The following is a 15416-nucleotide window of genomic DNA, read 5'->3' as shown; positions in this document are numbered from 1 at the left end:
AGCCCATCGGAAATGGCGCAATGGCAAGGTTTCACAATTCGGCTTACGCATGGCGACGTCCTGTCGTAGCGTTGCTGCTCACCAGTATCTTCATCACACAGCTCGCCGCTGCAACTGACGATGGGTATGAGCGTGAACACCTGGCGGCCGTCGCCCGCCAACTCGACCTGCTTGACCGTCTGGCCAAACAATCCGCCAGCACCGCTCCCGAGTCACGCTCCCGCTATCACTTCGATTATCGGCGTCTGGATGCCGACCTGCAGCGCATGCGGTCGGGCATCAACGACTACCTGACGCCTCAGCGTGCACAGCCACGCGATCCCTCTGCACTGCTTGGCGATTACCGCCAGGACGCCGAACAGGAGGATGACCGATGAACGCCAACCAGCTTGCCGCCTTTCAGGCCAATGGAGGCTTCACCCCCTCTGCTGTCGCCGGCGTACTGCTCGGCGCCGTGTTCGCAACCCTGCTGCTGTGGGGCGTATGGGCCCTGCGCACAGCCTATGTCGGCGTGTCGGAACAGCGGATTTCCCAGCGTCAGTTCGTCGGCGTTGCGGTGAGGTTTATCGCGATGTACGTGGTGCTGACTTTTTTCCTGCTCTCCTAACGCAAAGGCTCACATCATGAACCTGCTCTCGTATCGCTTGCATTCGGCACGTATGGCCGTCCTGGCTTCGGCATCCACACTCGCCATGCTGCCGACGTTTGCCCGGGCCGACCTCCCAACCCTGGAAGAACCGTCGAGGGGCACCGGCTCGGGCATCATGGAGACGCTGCGCAATTACGGTTACGACATCGTGATGCTTGTTGCCTTGCTGGTGGTCGCCTCGATGTTTGTCGGTGTCTGCTACCACGCCTACGGTACCTATGCGGAAATCCACACGGGCCGCAAAACCTGGGGGCAATTCGGCCTGACGGTGGCCGTGGGCGCCGTCCTGCTGGTCGTTGGTGTCTGGCTGCTCACTGAAGCCACCGGCGTGCTCTAGGAGTCATGCCATGAGCACGCATCAGGACATTCGGCCTGACGGGACGGTGGTGTTTCTTCCACACCGTCTCAACCGTCACCCCGTGGTCGTCCGCGGCCTTACCGCGGATGAGCTGTGGATCTGCGCCGGGCTATCGGCAGCAGGCAGCCTGGTGGTTGGCGTGCCGCTGGCCTTTGTATTTTCGACGATCGCCATCGTGCCCACGGCCATCATGCTGGGCATCGCTGCCGGGGTGTTGGCAGGTGGAGGCATGCTGCGTCGCCAGAAACGTGGCAGACCCGATACCTGGCTGTATCGCCAACTGCAGTGGCGTATTGCACAGCGTCATCCAGCCTTAGCGTCTTTTGTGGGCGCGCACGCGTTAGTGATCCGATCGGGTTACTGGAGCACGCGCAGGAGCAAGGCAGCGTGAGCCGGTTCAAGAACGAAATCACTCACCTCCAGTCGCACATCAAGACCTTGCGGCTGGGGCTTGGTGCACTACTTGTTATCGCCTTGGTGATGGGCGGCGGCTGGTGGAGCGCACCGCGTGACCTGACCGTGCACGTCCCGCCCGACCTGCGCTCCGGCAGTACCCGGAAATGGTGGGAAGTGCCACCCGAAAGCGTCTACGCCTTCTCGTTCTACATCTGGCAGCAACTCCAGCGTTGGCCCACCAACGGTGACGAAGACTATGCGCGCAACATTCATGTACTTGCGCCCTACTTCACCCCTGCCTGCCAAACCTTTCTGCGCAATGACTATGAATACCGTCGTACGGCAGGTGAGTTACGCCAGCGGGTAAGAGGCATTTATGAAATTCCGGGGCGTGGCTACGGCGAGAACCCGGCCCAGCGAGTGAAAGTCGTCTCCGACCGCGATTGGATCGTCACGCTTGATGTGACGGCGGATGAGTACTACGGCGCCGAGCAGGTCAAACGAGCGCTGGTTCGTTACCCGCTCAAGGTCGTACGGGTGGACGTCGACCCCGAGCGCAACCCTTTCGGCCTGGCCCTGGACTGCTACAGCGGCGCGCCGCAACGCATCATCACCCCCGCCCCCGTCACACCTGCCAGCACAACGCCGGGCGGGCTGGGTGGCGCTATGGGAGAGACGCCATGAAACACCTGCTCTGTGCCTTCAGCCTGCTGCTCACCGTTGTGCTGTCGCCGACAGTCCACGCCGTGGAGATCCTGCGCTGGGAGCGCCTGCCCCTGGCGGTTTCCCTGGTCGTGGATCAGGAGCGGATCGTGTTCATCGACCGCAACGTCCGCGTGGGGGTGCCTACCACGCTCGCCGGCCGCCTGCGGGTACAAAGTGCCGGTGGTGCACTCTATCTGCGCGCCAGTGAGCCCATCGAACCAACACGCCTGCAACTGCAGGATGCTGACAACGGGACACTGATCCTGCTGGACATCGTTGCCGAGCCCGCTCAAGCAGGTCGGGCAGCGATGGAGCCGGTGCGTATTGTTGAGGCTGAGGGCCCGGCTCAACGCTACGGCGAGGCGCAGACATCCCAGGCTTCTGATGGCAGCGCCGAGACGACCAGCCCGCCTCGCGCCGCTCATGAAACACCCGTGCCCGTGGTACTGACCCGCTACGCCGCGCAGAACCTGTACGCCCCGCTGCGCACGGTCGAGTCCGTTCCTGGCGTGACGCGCGTGAACCTGCGCCGCCATCTGCCCCTAGACGCGCTGCTGCCCACCCTGCCCGTTCAGGCCAGAGCCATCGCCGCCTGGCGGCTGGATGATCTGCGGGTGACCGCCGTCAGGTTGGTCAACAGGTCGACCCGCTGGCTCGCCCTCGATCCGCGCGAACTGCTGGGTGATTTCACGACCGCAACGTTTCAGCATTCAAGCCTGGGGCCTGCCGGTACATCGGAAGACACCTCGGTGGTTTACCTGGTGACCCGGGGGCATGGCGTGGCCGAATCTCTGCTGCCGAGAGTGAGCCCGATCAATGCGGCGCTGAATCTGCCGTCCCCCTCAACGCCTGCCCCGAAGGACGGAGTTCGTCATGAAAGGTAACGGTCTGCTGAAGTGGCTGATGGTGCCCATGGCGCTCTTGCTGGTGTTCGTCGGGATCAAGCTGTTTTCCGGCGGTAACGCCCAACCGGTCAATGACGGCACTCCCCGGCTGACATCGCAAGAGGCAAAGGCATTGGGTATCGAAGGCGATACGCCTCGCGACACCGTGGCGACGCTGGTAGGTCAGGTCAAGCAACTGCGTACCGAATTGCAGGGTGCGATGGCGGACAACAAAACGCAGAAGTCTGAAAACGAGCGGTTGCGTCAGCGTGAAGGCTCAATTGACCGGCGCATCCAAAGTGCGCTGGAGACTGAGCGCAACCAGTTGCGCAACGACCGTGAACAGGTCTCCGGCGAGCGGCAGCAAGCTCAGGGCTTGCTGCAAGACCTGCAGCGCCAAATCGAAGGGCTGTCCAGTCAACGTGGCGATGCCGACCTTCCCATCGGGCTGGGCCTGAAACCCGGGGACGGCGATGGACTCGGCAGTGACGGTATTCACTGGATTGAACCGGACGATGCCAGACGCGATGACAAAAGTAGCGCCTCCGGCAAGCGCGACAGCTTCAGCTTCCCCACCCGTTTCGGGCCCGCGCAGAAAACGCTGGAAGCGACCCGGGAGACCGTCGTGGAAGCTGGCAGCAAGGCGGCGAGTGTGTCCACCGCAACGCCGGTTTACACCGTACCAACCAACGCCACGCTGATGGGCTCGATTGCGATGACTGCGTTGATCGGGCGCGTGCCGGTGGACGGTACGGTGAATGACCCCTACCCGTTCAAGATCCTCATTGGTCCCGACAACCTCACCGCCAACGGCATCGACCTCCCCGAGGTGTCCGGCGCGGTGGTCAGCGGTACCGCATCAGGCGACTGGACGCTGTCCTGCGTGCGCGGCCAGGTCCGCAGTGTGACGTTCGTGTTCCATGACGGCACCATCCGCACCGTGCCCGAAGAGGGCGAGCGCAGTGGCAACTGGCAGCAGGACAACAGGGGCAGCAACGCTACCCAGGAGGGCCTGGGCTGGATCAGCGATCCCTATGGCATCCCGTGCGTTTCAGGTGAACGCCGCAGCAACGCCCAGCAGTACCTCGGCAGTCAGGCGCTGATTACTGCGGCGGGTGCCGGGGCCGCATCGCTGATCAAATCGGACAATGACAGCTTCGCCGTGGTGGCCAACAACAACGGTTCGATGGGCACCGTGGGTATAACCGGCAACGAAGCGGTGGGCCGCATCCTCGCGGGCGGTGTGCAGGACATGTCGCAGTGGGTGAACAAGCTCTACGGGCAGGCCTTCGCAGCCGTCTACGTCAAGCCCGGCGCCCAGGTCGCCGTCCATCTTGAACAACCCCTCACCATCGACTACGCCCCCAAAGGTCGTCGCGTCGATCACCGTTTAGGAGGAGCTACCCATGCGCAGGATCTGGATTAACGGCCTAACGGTCCTCATGCTGGCCGTGGCCTTGGCCGGCTGCTTGACCAGCAAGGAAAAGATGCTGCCGCATGACGGCAACACCATGCTCGATATCTGGAACGAGGAGACCGGCGGTGCCGCGCGTGGCGGGCAGAGTGCCCAGCAGTTGCTGGACGCCCGGCAGTCGCTGCGCCGGTCACTCAGGCAAGACGATGTGAACGCGGCGCCGACTGTCAACGCAAGCTATACCCGCACCGCACAGAACGAGATCTACCGGCAGTTTCACCGCCTGCCCAATCCAGACCTTGTGATGTACGTCTTTCCCCATCTGGCAGGCACTGATCCCGCTCCCGTTCCCGGGTACACGACCGTCTTTCCCCTGTACCAGCGGGTCCAGTACGCCATGCCCGGTGAACGGGTCGAGAACTACTGATGCGCTGGCCATTTTCCCGCGTACCTGAGGCGGCTGAGGCAGACAGGCCAACGCCGGATGCCTGGGAGTGCCATGTTGCCGAACTGCAGACTCACGGCATTCCGGCGCCGGGCGAGCCCGGTGCCGCGCCGCGGCGTCCTGCAACACAGGCCGACGAGCAGGCGCTTTATGACGTCGCGCCCTCATTCGCTGATCTGTTGCCCTGGGTCGAATACCTGCCCGATTCAAAATGCATGCTGCTCGAAGACGGCGTCTCCGTCGCGGCATTTTTTGAATTGATGCCCGTCGGTACGGAGGGACGTGAGGCAGCTTGGCTTGCCCAGGCGCGCGCCGCCCTGGAAAACGCGCTACAGGACAGTTTCGATGAACTGGATGAATCGCCCTGGGTGATGCAGTTCTACGCTCAGGACGAGACCGACTGGAACCCGTACCTTGCCTCCCTGCGCAGTTATCTCCAGCCACGGGCACAGGGCAGCGCCTTCAGCGAGTTCTACCTGCGCTTTTTCGGTCACCATCTGCGGGCCGTTGCCAAACAGGGTGGCCTGTTCGAGGACCGCACAGTCACCAAGCTACCCTGGCGCGGCCAAACGCGCCGCGTCCGCCTGGTGGTGTATCGGCGTGCTGGGAGTGCGCCCGCCCGACGCGGGCAATCCCCCGAGCAGGCATTGAATGTCATTTGCGACCGGCTGGTCGGTGGATTGTCCAATGCGGGCATACGCGCCCGTCGCCTGCAGGCGGCAGATATTCATGCCTGGCTGGTGCTCTGGTTCAACCCTCGGCCGACAATGCTCGGCCCCACGTTAGAAGACCGCGAACGCTTCTACCGCCTCACGTGCTATCCGACGGAGTCCGAGCCCGGCGAGCTGGAACTGGCCAGTGGTACGGATTTCGCGCAGCGCCTGTTTTTCGGCCAGCCCCGCTCTGACGTCGAAAACGGCCTGTGGTACTTCGACGACCTGCCCCACCGGACCGTTGTTGTCGACCGGTTGCGCACGCCGCCCAACACCGGGCACATCACCGGTGAAACCCGCAAGGGCGGTGATGCGATCAATGCCCTGATGGATCAAATGCCCGAAGACACGGTGATGTGCCTGACGATGGTCGTCACGCCGCAGGACATTCTTGAGGCGCACCTGAATCACCTGGCGAAAAAGGCGGTTGGTGAAACCCTGGCCTCGGAACAGGCATTGAAGGACGTCCAGCAGGCGCGCGGCCTGATTGGCAGTGCACACAAACTGTATCGCGCCTCGCTGGCGTTCTACCTGCGGGGTCAGGACGTGGCAGACCTCGATACCCGCGGTCTGCAACTGGGCAACGTCCTGCTCAACGCAGGCCTGCAACCGGTACGCGAAGAAGATGAAGTCGCGCCGCTCAACAGCTATCTGCGCTGGTTGCCCTGTGTCTATGACCCGGGCAAAGACAAACGTCAGTGGTACACGCAGCTGATATTCGCGCAGCATGTAGCCAACCTGGCACCGACCTGGGGGCGCAGTGCCGGCACCGGCCGCCCCGGGATCACCTTCTTCAACCGTGGCGGCGGCACCATCACCTTTGATCCGTTGAACCGACTCGACCGCCAGATGAATGCACACCTGTTCCTGTTCGGCCCCACCGGTTCAGGCAAGTCGGCCACGCTCAACAACATCCTCAACCAGATCACCGCCATCTACCGGCCACGGCTGTTCATCGTGGAAGCCGGTAACAGCTTTGGCCTCTACGGTGAGTTCGCCGCGCACCTGGGGCTGACGGTGCATCGCGTCAGGCTTTCGCCCGGTGCAGGCGTGAGCCTTGCGCCCTTCGCCGACGCCTGGCGCCTGGTCGACACGCCCAGCCAGGTCCAGACACTCGATGCCGACGCGCTCGATGAAGAATCCGCCGAGGGCGATGCCAGTGCTGACGAGCAACGTGATGTGCTGGGTGAACTGGAGATCACCGCACGATTGATGATCACCGGCGGGGAGGACAAAGAGGAAGCCAGGATGACCCGCGCCGATCGCAGCCTGATCCGCCAGTGCATCCTCGAAGCTGCCCATCGCTGCATGGCAGAAACACGCATGGTACTGACCCGTGATGTACGCAATGCGCTGCGCGAACGCGGTCGTGATTCGACGTTGCCCGAGACACGTCGTACCCGTCTGCTGGAAATGGCCGATGCGATGGACATGTTTTGCCAGGGCGTCGATGGCGAGATGTTCGACAGGCCGGGTACGCCCTGGCCAGAGGCCGATATCACGGTTGTCGACCTGGCGACGTTCGCGCGCGAGGGCTACAACGCGCAGCTGTCGATTGCCTACATTTCGCTGATCAACACCGTCAACAACATCGCCGAGCGCGACCAGTTCCTCGGCCGCCCGATCATCAATGTCACCGATGAAGGCCACATCATCACCAAGAACCCGCTGCTCGCGCCCTATGTGGTCAAGATCACCAAGATGTGGCGCAAACTGGGCGCCTGGTACTGGCTGGCAACGCAGAACCTAGACGACCTGCCGAAAGCCGCCGAACCCATGCTCAACATGATCGAGTGGTGGATTTGCCTGAGTATGCCCCCGGACGAGGTGGAGAAGATTGCCCGGTTTCGTGAACTGAACGCCTCGCAGAAGGCCCTGATGCTGTCCGCACGCAAGGAAGCCGGAAAATTCACGGAGGGGGTGATTTTGTCAAAATCAATGGAGTTGCTGTTCCGTGCGGTACCCCCCAGCCTGTACCTGGCGCTGGCAATGACGGAACCCGAAGAGAAAGCCGAACGTTTTCAGTTGATGCAGCAGCACGGCATCAGTGAACTGGAAGCCGCGCTACGCGTTGCCGACCAGATCGACCGGGCGCGGGGCATCGAGCCGCTGCGCTACGACCTGTTTGATTGACGTCGAGGATTCCGCCATGCCTTCGCCCACTTTCCTCCTCTACCGTCGGTGGCCGTGCGGAGTCTGGCTGCTGGGTTGGGTGATTGCTGGCCTGCTCGTGCTCTGGCTTTGGTCGTGGGCCGACGAGTCGCATGAGTCAACCCACGCGTCGGACGCCACCGCTGCCCAGCACCCGGCCGGCCCACCTTGGCGCTATGGACGCATGAATGCGCGCTTCACCATTGTCGAATACGCCGACCTCGAATGCCCCTACTGCAAGGCCTATGATCCCATCCTGCGGCATTGGATCGACCAGCACCCGGAGGTGAATCTGCAATGGCACCACCTACCGCTAGCCATGCACGAGCCGGCAGCGACTCGACAGGCGCGTCTGGCCGAATGCATCGGCGAGTCCCAGGGCCATGATGCGTTCTGGCAAGCCATCACCTGGATCTACCAGCACACCCGCAGCGACGGCCAGGGCCTGCCGCCCGACACCGAGTACCACGGCCAGGACCCAACCGTGCAAGCCTGCCTCGCCAGTGAGCGGCCCGACACCATCATCCAGGGGCAGGCCAACGAAGCACGCCATGGCGGCGTGAGCGCCACCCCGACCCTGCGTCTGATCGACCACCACAGCGGCCAGTCACTGACCCTGGCCGGCCCGGCCGAAGGCGACGCGTTGCTGTCGGCATTGGACCTACTGGTGTCCAACGGTACAGCGCCAAACGCAGCACAAATTCATCACCAAATGCCTGCCGACGTTGTCGGCGACATGCCCAGATAGCCCGCGGTCTTCAAGGCTATGGCGCGGTTTCGACCGCGTTGACTGCACGCCAGTTCGCCACGCATCCCCCGAGCGAACGGTCATCCGTGCAAACGGTGGCGGATGCCTATCGTCATTGTCTCCGGAGGGTCCGCCCTCCAGGGACGGCTGCCTCCAATTCCTAAGGAGGTTCCCATGTCCACATCCCTCGCCATGATCAGTGGTCATGCTTCACTCAATCGCATCGCGACACCGGACGACGACCAAATCATCGAACAGGCATTGCTCATCCTTGAGCAGCGAGTATTCAAGCGTGGCCCCTCGCTGCAAAGCCCGGAGGATGTGCGCAATTTCCTGCAGCTGAAAATCGCAGCACAGCCGCATGAAGTCTTTGGCGCCGTGTTTCTCGATGCGAAGCATCAGGTGTTGGCCTACGAGCCCTTGTTCCAAGGCACCATCGACAGCGCCAGCGTCTATCCACGGGTGGTGCTCAAGCGTTGTCTGGACCATAACGCCGCCGCTCTGGTGCTCTGCCACAATCATCCTTCCGGCTGCACTGAACCCAGTACGGCGGACGAAACGTTGACCCAGCGATTGAAGGAGATATTGGGACAGGTCGATATCCGTCTGCTGGATCACTTCATCATCGGGAAAGGCGATCCTTATTCGTTCGCCGAACACGGATTGATCTGATCCTCTTCGCGCCAGCTTGCTGACGCTCCAACACCCCATCGGAAGCGATGCTTTCGATGGGGCATCTGCTGTCCACGAAATACCGCGATTCATAGGTGCATGGAAACCGGGCACCTCCCATTTCTGATTGTTTGTTGTCGCGTTAAGCGCGATGCGTTGCACTACCGAGGTCATGAACCACCGGATGCTGCGCCATGTTGTGTTCTCTTTCCCCCGGCCCGAACAGGTGCCTGGCCTTGGCCATTGCGCTGTGTGCCTCTGCGGCTAGTGCAATGGATATCTGGGTCATCACCGACCGCCAACATCCCGTGCAAGGTACACCTGACCGACTGATCGAGCTGGATGCACCCGCGCGTATTGAAACCGAACTGTCGACCGATCTTCCACGTGATGTCCAGCAAGCGTCACTCTTGGTACAGCAGCGCCTCAAGCACGGCGGCCCCGCGCTGGAGCAGCGTCTGGCCAGGACCTACCAGGACGTGACCGATGCCTGGAGCTTGGGCATTACCTCTCTCCCCGCCATCGTCGTGGATCAACGCTACGTAGTTTATGGCGAGCCGGGCGTCGCCAAGGCGATCGCACGCATCGAGGCCTACCGAAGGACTCAACCATGAAGTGCGCCCGTCTTCGGCGTACCGGCATCGCCACCATTTTGTTGACTGCCGCCTCGTCATCGTTCGCGCTCAACACCGCGACCATCGTGTCTTCCACTTTGTCCCCATCGTGCCTGGAATACCGAGTGGTAGGGATCTGCTATTGGCTGTTCTGTACGCCGTTCGGCTGCTCGGTGCGGACGTCCACCAAGGTGCGCCACTACATTCCGGATGCCGTGGTTTCGAATTACTCCAACACCGGTGAGAACCCGTGGATCGAAGTGCGGGCCATGAGCGCCCCCAACGTGACGGCCCAGGCAGGCGGCGACGGCACGACGAACCATGACAATGAAAGCAACATGGCGAAGTTCAAGAACGCCGACGTGATCGGCCATCCCGGCGGCCATGTGTTCGGCCAATTTGCCAGCACCTCAGGTTACGCCTGCAAAGGTGCCGGCACTGCGTTTATGCCGTACCTGCTGAGCACGCTCGACACCGTGGCCTGGCGCTACAACGTGCCCGAAGCCGTGTACCCAGAGGCCCTGATTCCGGGCATGCGCGAGATCGGCACACGCAGCACGTTCAACCTGTGGGGCGCCATCTATCCGCGCGGCGGATTTCTGCATCAGGTCGACGATTACAAGGCCGGCGCCGTGGTCGCCCAACGCGCCGGGGACATCGTCACCCGGCGGGGGCAATTGCATGTCTATCAGCCATTGCTCGCGAACTCGCAGCCCGGTTACTGGCCGGCCGGAGCGCTGGAGGAAAGCAATGCCTCGACCGGCAAGTGGCAGGAGCTGACGCCGCGTCTTTCCAACCGCTGCATGGTGTTCCCCCACAGCGAACCGCTGGCCCAGGCCCAGCAAGGTGATTATGCCTGGGCGCTTTGGCGCCCATACAGCTGTTGCGAACGCCGCGGGCAGACGTTCCTCGGCAGTACAGACTTCAACTGAGGGGAAAACAATGAAGCGTCCTGTCACCCTCTTCCATTTGCCGTTGCGGTGGCAGATAACCCTTCTGGCCAGCGCGCTGGTGCTGGTCAGCAATCTGGTATCGGCCCAACCCAACGGTTTCCAGAACAGCGGCAGCGTGATTGGCGACGACCTCATGTATTCGATTGGTGGCGGCAGCGCGGTGTCCATGAGCCGCGCGGCCGGCATGCATGCTCTCGGTGTGGGCGCGGGCTGGAACAGCAACCTGATGTGCGGTGACATGAACATCAGCACCACCATCCAGAATCAGCTCAACGGCCTCACCAATGGCTTTCAGAACATCATGAGCAGCGTGATCCAGAACGCGACGAGCGCGGTCGCATCGTTGCCGGCGCTGATCATTCAGCGGGCAGACCCCGGCCTCTACAACCTGTTGACCAACGGTATTCTTCAGGCCAGGCTCGATTTCGATCGTTCCAAACTGACCTGCCGCGCGATGGCCGAGAAGATGGCCGACACGGCAGGCGGACAGATGAGCTGGAGCCAGCTCGCCGAGGGGATGGCGTTGCGCCAGGCGGTTGCGAGCACTGACGCGGTGTCAGCCATCGAACAGGCTGAGACCAGCCGGGGCAAGGATGGCGTGCCGTGGGTGGGCGGCGGCAATGCTGGCGGTGCCGGCCAGCCGTCGATCAAAGTGATCCGCGATGTAACGCGTGCCGGCTACAACCTGGTCAATGGCCGCAGTGCAACCGACCCAACATCCATCGACCCGACGAGCTGTAATAGCCTGGCCTGCCAGACCTGGTCGTCGCCGCAAGCGGCCACCGACTGGGCCACACGCGTGCTCGGCGAACAGGAGCAGCGCACCTGCGCGATCTGCACCAAGACCCAGACCGTGCCAGGCGTCGGGTTGACGCCGCTGATTCAGGAAGAGTACGAGGCCAAGCTGGAAACGCTGCAGGAATTGATCAGCGGCGCCCGCCATACCACCGCTGAGAACTTGCGTGCAGCCGGCAGTACATCCTTGCCGGTTACCCGCGGCGTTATCGAAGCGCTGCGCGATGAACCCGACCAGGACATCCTGGCCAGACGTCTGGCCTCGGAGGTCGCGTTGTCCTCCGTATTGGAGAAGGCTCTGCTGCTGCAACGTACGCTGCTGACCGGCAAGAAAGAACCCAATGTCGCGGCCAACCAGTTGGCCGTCGATGCGGTCAATCATGAAAGCGACACGCTCGACCGCGAAATCCTCAACCTCAAAACCGAATTGGAGATCAGACGCGAGCTGGCAAACAACTCGCCGATGACGATCATTCAGCGCCATGGCACACGCGCGTCAGGCTCGCGTGGTATCTACGAGGGCGACCCGGTGCCGGATCGCCTCAACCAGTTACAGCGCTCCCATCCAGGAGGCACGCCATGAACGCAGCATCGCTACGCCCGCGCTGGCCCCTCAACAGCCGTGTCGCCAGGGCATTGCTATGGACGCTGCTGCTCGTTGCGCTGGCAGTGGCGGCCAACATCGCTGGCCTCTATCTGGTCGGCAGCATTGCCGGCTGGGAACGCTGGCTGACGAACGCGGCTGGCTACTTCCTGCTGTGGCGGTTCTGCCTCTACGGGGCGACTGTCTATGGCTGGGTGTGGATGCGCCGTCGGTTGCTGGCACGCGAATCTGATGCCTCGACACAGCGCCGGCTGCTACGTACCGAGATCGCCGGCGTCATCGCGATCATCGCACTGGAGGCCAGCCTGCTGATGCAGGCGGTCTAGCGGGAGACCTGGAACATGACGCTTTTCACGACCGACTACTTGGAGTATTACCTGACGCTGGTTGCCTGGATCGTCCACAACGGCATCTGGTCGGTGCTGGTCTCCAGCGGCGTGTTCGCCATTCCCTTTATAGCCATTATTATCCAGGAATGGCTCAAAGCACGTACTGAAGGGGCCGATGAAGGCAATAAGGGCGTACTGTCCTCGATGCGCATAGAGAACCGCATCTGGGTGGCCATCGTCGTGCTGATGTTCGCCGGCATCCCGTTTATCGATATTGACCTCGGCACGATCAAGTACGACCAGGCGCGATCGGCACAGTGCCAGGTTAATATTCCGCAACCTACGGATACCGGCTGGTCGCAGTCATTCAGCACGCTCAACAACCAGAGTGCCAAGGTGCCGGTGTGGTGGGCCTTCATGCATGCGCTCTCCCGCGCGGTGACAGGGGCCTCGGTGGCAGCGATCCCGTGCGGAACAGATCTGCGGCAAATGAGGATGGAGATCAACGCCACGCGCATTGCCGACCCTGTCCTCGCGCAGGACGTGGCGGACTTTACCCACGACTGCTATGGACCCGCCAGGGCGAAATTGTTCATGAGTCGACCGGAACTGGATGAAGCACAGGTGCATGACGTGACCTGGATCGGCTCCAGTTACTTCGTCAACACCAACGGTTTCTACGACACATACCATGCCAAGACACCCCGTGATGGCTGGCCCTACGATAGCAACCGAGACGCCGGGCTCGCACAGGTGCCGAGCGGCGCGGGTTATCCAACATGTCATCAGTGGTGGAGCGATGGCAGTAACGGGTTGCGCACACGGCTATTGGCCCAAGTCGACCCCAGCCTGCTCAACCGAATGGCCGGATGGGCCGGATTCTTGAGTCGTGCCGAAGTGGATGACTCGGTGATCCGTGCGATCGCCTCCCCGCGCCAACAGAAGCTCAATCAGGGAACGGTTTACACCGACTATGGTGGCCAGATCGACAAGACCCTGCCGAACATCGTTACCCGCACGGCGGGCGACGTAGGTCTTGCGGTGGGAGCCGTTCCTGCATTTCCGGCGATGGACGTGGTGCGCCAGGCCCTGCCAATGGTGTTGTCGCTGCTGAAGATGGCCTTGGTGATCTTCATCCCGCTGGTGCTGTTGATGGGCACCTACGACCTGAAGACGGTGGTCACCGTCAGCATGGTCCAGTTCGCGCTGTTCTTCGTCGACTTCTGGTTCAAGCTCGCTCGCTGGATCGACAGCACCATCCTCGACGCGCTCTACGGCTCGGGCTGGGGTTGGAACCGGCCCGTCACTAATTTCGATCCGGTGATGGGGTTGAACAACGCCTTTGGCGATCTGTTGCTGAACTTCGTCATGGGGACGATGTTCATTGTGTTGCCCGGATTCTGGGTAGGAGCATTAAGCTGGGCTGGTGTACGCGCTGGAAATCTTGTCCAGATAATGACGATGGGAACGGATGGGGCAAAAACCGCTGGTTCTAAGGGACCGGGGACGATTTCGAGCCCCCTGAAATAAAGAGCGAGTCCGGCGTATCAATCGTCCTCGTTAGGATCGCCAATATCGATGCGAACGTCGCCACGATACAAACCGAATCCGCTAGCACCTGTGCGCCACTCGGTCTCCTGCTCAACATCCCAATCGATATTGCGGGCCACCCCAGCTGCGGCCACGCCGAACACCAGCAGCAGAGCCAGCCAGAAAACGGTATAGAGCAGCACAGCCAGTACCGCGAGCTTGACGCCCCAGATCAATCCAGCCGCCGCTGGCGTAGGCACGTCTTGCGCAGCCAACCAGCCCGATACGCGCCGCTCTCTGCGTACATAAGCACGCCATCCGCGGCCGAGCCAGCGGCCGAAGCGTTCTGCATTGCTGATGCGAGTTCTTGTACTCATAGTCATCACCTGCTACGCGCCTTGAACAATTACTCCAGTTTGCTCCAATCCCGCCGGCTGGCTGTCACCAACGCGTCCCAGTCGTCTGGCGGATTTCCACGGCCCAGCATCTTCTCAAACACCGCATACGGATCGGACTTACTCCCCGAGGACCGCAGCGTTTGCTCATCGTTGACCCAAGCGTAGACAATCACTTTCGCCCTCGAGTCGTAACGGAAGAACAGCCGAAATCGTCTCCCAATCTTGGCCCTTCGCCAGTGGCGGTATTCCGGCCCCAGTGTATTTCCTTGACGGTACTCATCGCGCGCCGGCTCACCGGGAACGATTTCAAGCACCAGTTGGCTCAGGGCTCGGAACAGCTTGACGTTGGCATTGGATGCAACTCCTATCGGGTCATTCTGCTCCGCGCGCTGCGCGGCGACATACAGTTTCTGCATCTGCTCGATCACACAGTCGTGGAAGAGTAGCGTCCATCCATGCCGCTGCATCAGAGCGCAACTTCGCCGTCAATCTCGTTGGTCAGATTCACGTCATGCCCAACCTGCATCAGCATGGCGTGAGCCAGTTCGTCCGGCAACCCGCGAACATGCCGGCCAGCCTCGATATCGCGAGCCAACAGACTCAGAAACGCGCCGATGGCCGGATCTTCGTGCTCGGCATTCGCGCGGGTGACGACAATTTGCCCATCCTCGCCCAGATCGAACGCTACCTTGCCGCCGGTATCGACGCCCAACGCCTGACGGATCGGCTTGGGCAGCGTGATCTGGCCCTTCGATGTGAGCGTGGCTAGTTCATGAATGGCTGGCATGGCGTGGCGTGCTCCTTGGATGACAGTTGTTCCGATTGTAAGGAATATTCCTTTCCTCGTCAAGACAGATTGGCGAGATCTTCAGACGCCGGTAGGCGGATCGCGCTTACCTAAAAAAAGGACTGACCCCGTGTCGGATAGCTTGTAGAGCGATTCCCCGAGCCGAGCTACATGTAAAGGCTTCGATAAAGGTCAAAGGCTGGAAAGGGTCAATGGAATGGGGGCAAGGGGAAAGGCTCTACCCGTAAAAGGAAAAGGCTTACCCATCCAC

19 protein-coding genes are annotated in these 15416 nt (G+C 61.7%); 16 read left to right on the top strand and 3 right to left on the bottom strand.

All coding sequences use genetic code 11. From position 1 onward, the window contains the following. Nucleotides 1–20 precede the first annotated feature (20 nt). The 16 genes from JZ00_RS25495 to JZ00_RS25420 all read left to right on the top strand — a co-directional run bounded on the left by JZ00_RS25495 (nucleotide 21) and on the right by JZ00_RS25420 (nucleotide 13960). A complete protein-coding gene (locus JZ00_RS25495) occupies nucleotides 21–377 on the top strand; it encodes an integrative conjugative element protein, RAQPRD family (RefSeq protein WP_039594058.1) in 357 nt (118 codons plus the stop codon). Continuing rightward, nucleotides 374–607 carry a TIGR03758 family integrating conjugative element protein gene (locus JZ00_RS25490; protein ID WP_039594011.1) on the top strand — a complete coding sequence of 78 codons (234 nt, stop codon included), beginning with the start codon at nucleotides 374–376 and terminating at the stop codon, nucleotides 605–607. Before JZ00_RS25495 ends, JZ00_RS25490 begins: the two co-directional genes overlap by 4 nt. Before the next feature lie 52 nt (nucleotides 608–659). Further along, complete coding sequence (locus JZ00_RS25485; RefSeq protein WP_232925047.1) at nucleotides 660–986, top strand: TIGR03745 family integrating conjugative element membrane protein; 327 nt, start codon at nucleotides 660–662, stop codon at nucleotides 984–986. A 10-nt stretch (nucleotides 987–996) separates the two neighbouring features. Then, a complete protein-coding gene (locus JZ00_RS25480; RefSeq protein ID WP_024718124.1) occupies nucleotides 997–1398 on the top strand; it encodes a TIGR03750 family conjugal transfer protein in 402 nt (133 codons plus the stop codon). Next, nucleotides 1395–2087 carry a PFL_4703 family integrating conjugative element protein gene (locus JZ00_RS25475; RefSeq protein ID WP_039594010.1) on the top strand — a complete coding sequence of 231 codons (693 nt, stop codon included), beginning with the start codon at nucleotides 1395–1397 and terminating at the stop codon, nucleotides 2085–2087. Before JZ00_RS25480 ends, JZ00_RS25475 begins: the two co-directional genes overlap by 4 nt. Then, entirely contained in the window at nucleotides 2084–2992 is a 909-nt protein-coding gene (locus tag JZ00_RS25470; protein WP_039594009.1) for a TIGR03749 family integrating conjugative element protein, read from the top strand. Before JZ00_RS25475 ends, JZ00_RS25470 begins: the two co-directional genes overlap by 4 nt. Then, on the top strand, nucleotides 2982–4418 hold the full coding sequence (locus JZ00_RS25465; RefSeq protein WP_039594008.1) for a TIGR03752 family integrating conjugative element protein: 1437 nt from the start codon (nucleotides 2982–2984) through the stop codon (nucleotides 4416–4418). The genes JZ00_RS25470 and JZ00_RS25465 overlap by 11 nt, the downstream gene beginning before the upstream one ends. Beyond that, a complete protein-coding gene (locus JZ00_RS25460) occupies nucleotides 4399–4833 on the top strand; it encodes a TIGR03751 family conjugal transfer lipoprotein (protein ID WP_039594007.1) in 435 nt (144 codons plus the stop codon). Before JZ00_RS25465 ends, JZ00_RS25460 begins: the two co-directional genes overlap by 20 nt. Then, nucleotides 4833–7697: a conjugative transfer ATPase gene (locus JZ00_RS25455; RefSeq protein WP_039594006.1), complete on the top strand. Its 2865-nt coding sequence runs from the start codon at nucleotides 4833–4835 to the stop codon at nucleotides 7695–7697. The genes JZ00_RS25460 and JZ00_RS25455 overlap by 1 nt, the downstream gene beginning before the upstream one ends. Nucleotides 7698–7713: 16 nt before the next feature. Further along, nucleotides 7714–8463 (top strand): DsbA family protein, encoded by a 750-nt coding sequence (locus JZ00_RS25450; RefSeq protein ID WP_024718130.1) that lies wholly within the window; start codon nucleotides 7714–7716, stop codon nucleotides 8461–8463. A gap of 174 nt (nucleotides 8464–8637) precedes the next feature. Beyond that, nucleotides 8638–9135 carry a RadC family protein gene (radC, locus tag JZ00_RS25445; RefSeq protein ID WP_039594005.1) on the top strand — a complete coding sequence of 166 codons (498 nt, stop codon included), beginning with the start codon at nucleotides 8638–8640 and terminating at the stop codon, nucleotides 9133–9135. 194 nt (nucleotides 9136–9329) lie between these two features. Further along, nucleotides 9330–9749: a TIGR03757 family integrating conjugative element protein gene (locus JZ00_RS25440; protein ID WP_024718139.1), complete on the top strand. Its 420-nt coding sequence runs from the start codon at nucleotides 9330–9332 to the stop codon at nucleotides 9747–9749. After that, a complete protein-coding gene (locus JZ00_RS25435; protein WP_024718140.1) occupies nucleotides 9746–10681 on the top strand; it encodes a TIGR03756 family integrating conjugative element protein in 936 nt (311 codons plus the stop codon). Before JZ00_RS25440 ends, JZ00_RS25435 begins: the two co-directional genes overlap by 4 nt. Nucleotides 10682–10691: 10 nt before the next feature. After that, nucleotides 10692–12080 (top strand): integrating conjugative element protein, encoded by a 1389-nt coding sequence (locus JZ00_RS25430; RefSeq protein WP_024718141.1) that lies wholly within the window; start codon nucleotides 10692–10694, stop codon nucleotides 12078–12080. Next, the gene (locus tag JZ00_RS25425; RefSeq protein ID WP_024718142.1) at nucleotides 12077–12427 is read left to right on the top strand and encodes a hypothetical protein; all 351 of its coding nucleotides are present in this window, start codon (nucleotides 12077–12079) and stop codon (nucleotides 12425–12427) included. Before JZ00_RS25430 ends, JZ00_RS25425 begins: the two co-directional genes overlap by 4 nt. 15 nt (nucleotides 12428–12442) lie before the next feature. Continuing rightward, nucleotides 12443–13960, top strand: a complete 1518-nt coding sequence (locus JZ00_RS25420; protein ID WP_039594004.1) for a conjugal transfer protein TraG N-terminal domain-containing protein — start codon at nucleotides 12443–12445, stop codon at nucleotides 13958–13960. A gap of 17 nt (nucleotides 13961–13977) precedes the next feature. On the opposite strand, the gene JZ00_RS25415 is transcribed toward JZ00_RS25420, so the two are convergent. Genes JZ00_RS25415 through JZ00_RS25405 form a run of 3 tightly spaced genes read right to left on the bottom strand, consistent with a single transcriptional unit; the run spans nucleotide 13978 to nucleotide 15145 of the window. Further along, a complete protein-coding gene (locus JZ00_RS25415; protein WP_039594003.1) occupies nucleotides 13978–14343 on the bottom strand; it encodes a DUF3742 family protein in 366 nt (121 codons plus the stop codon). A gap of 23 nt (nucleotides 14344–14366) precedes the next feature. Next, a complete protein-coding gene (locus tag JZ00_RS25410; protein ID WP_039594002.1) occupies nucleotides 14367–14825 on the bottom strand; it encodes a type II toxin-antitoxin system YhaV family toxin in 459 nt (152 codons plus the stop codon). Further along, nucleotides 14825–15145 (bottom strand): type II toxin-antitoxin system PrlF family antitoxin, encoded by a 321-nt coding sequence (locus JZ00_RS25405; RefSeq protein WP_039594001.1) that lies wholly within the window; start codon nucleotides 15143–15145, stop codon nucleotides 14825–14827. The genes JZ00_RS25410 and JZ00_RS25405 overlap by 1 nt, the downstream gene beginning before the upstream one ends. Nucleotides 15146–15416: the final 271 nt, after the last annotated feature.

It is taken from the genome of Pseudomonas frederiksbergensis (assembly GCF_000802155.2).
Classification (GTDB): Bacteria; Pseudomonadota; Gammaproteobacteria; order Pseudomonadales; family Pseudomonadaceae; genus Aquipseudomonas; species Aquipseudomonas frederiksbergensis_A.
Note: the sequence above shows the minus strand (reverse complement) of the source record. Positions and strands in the feature narration are given on the sequence as shown.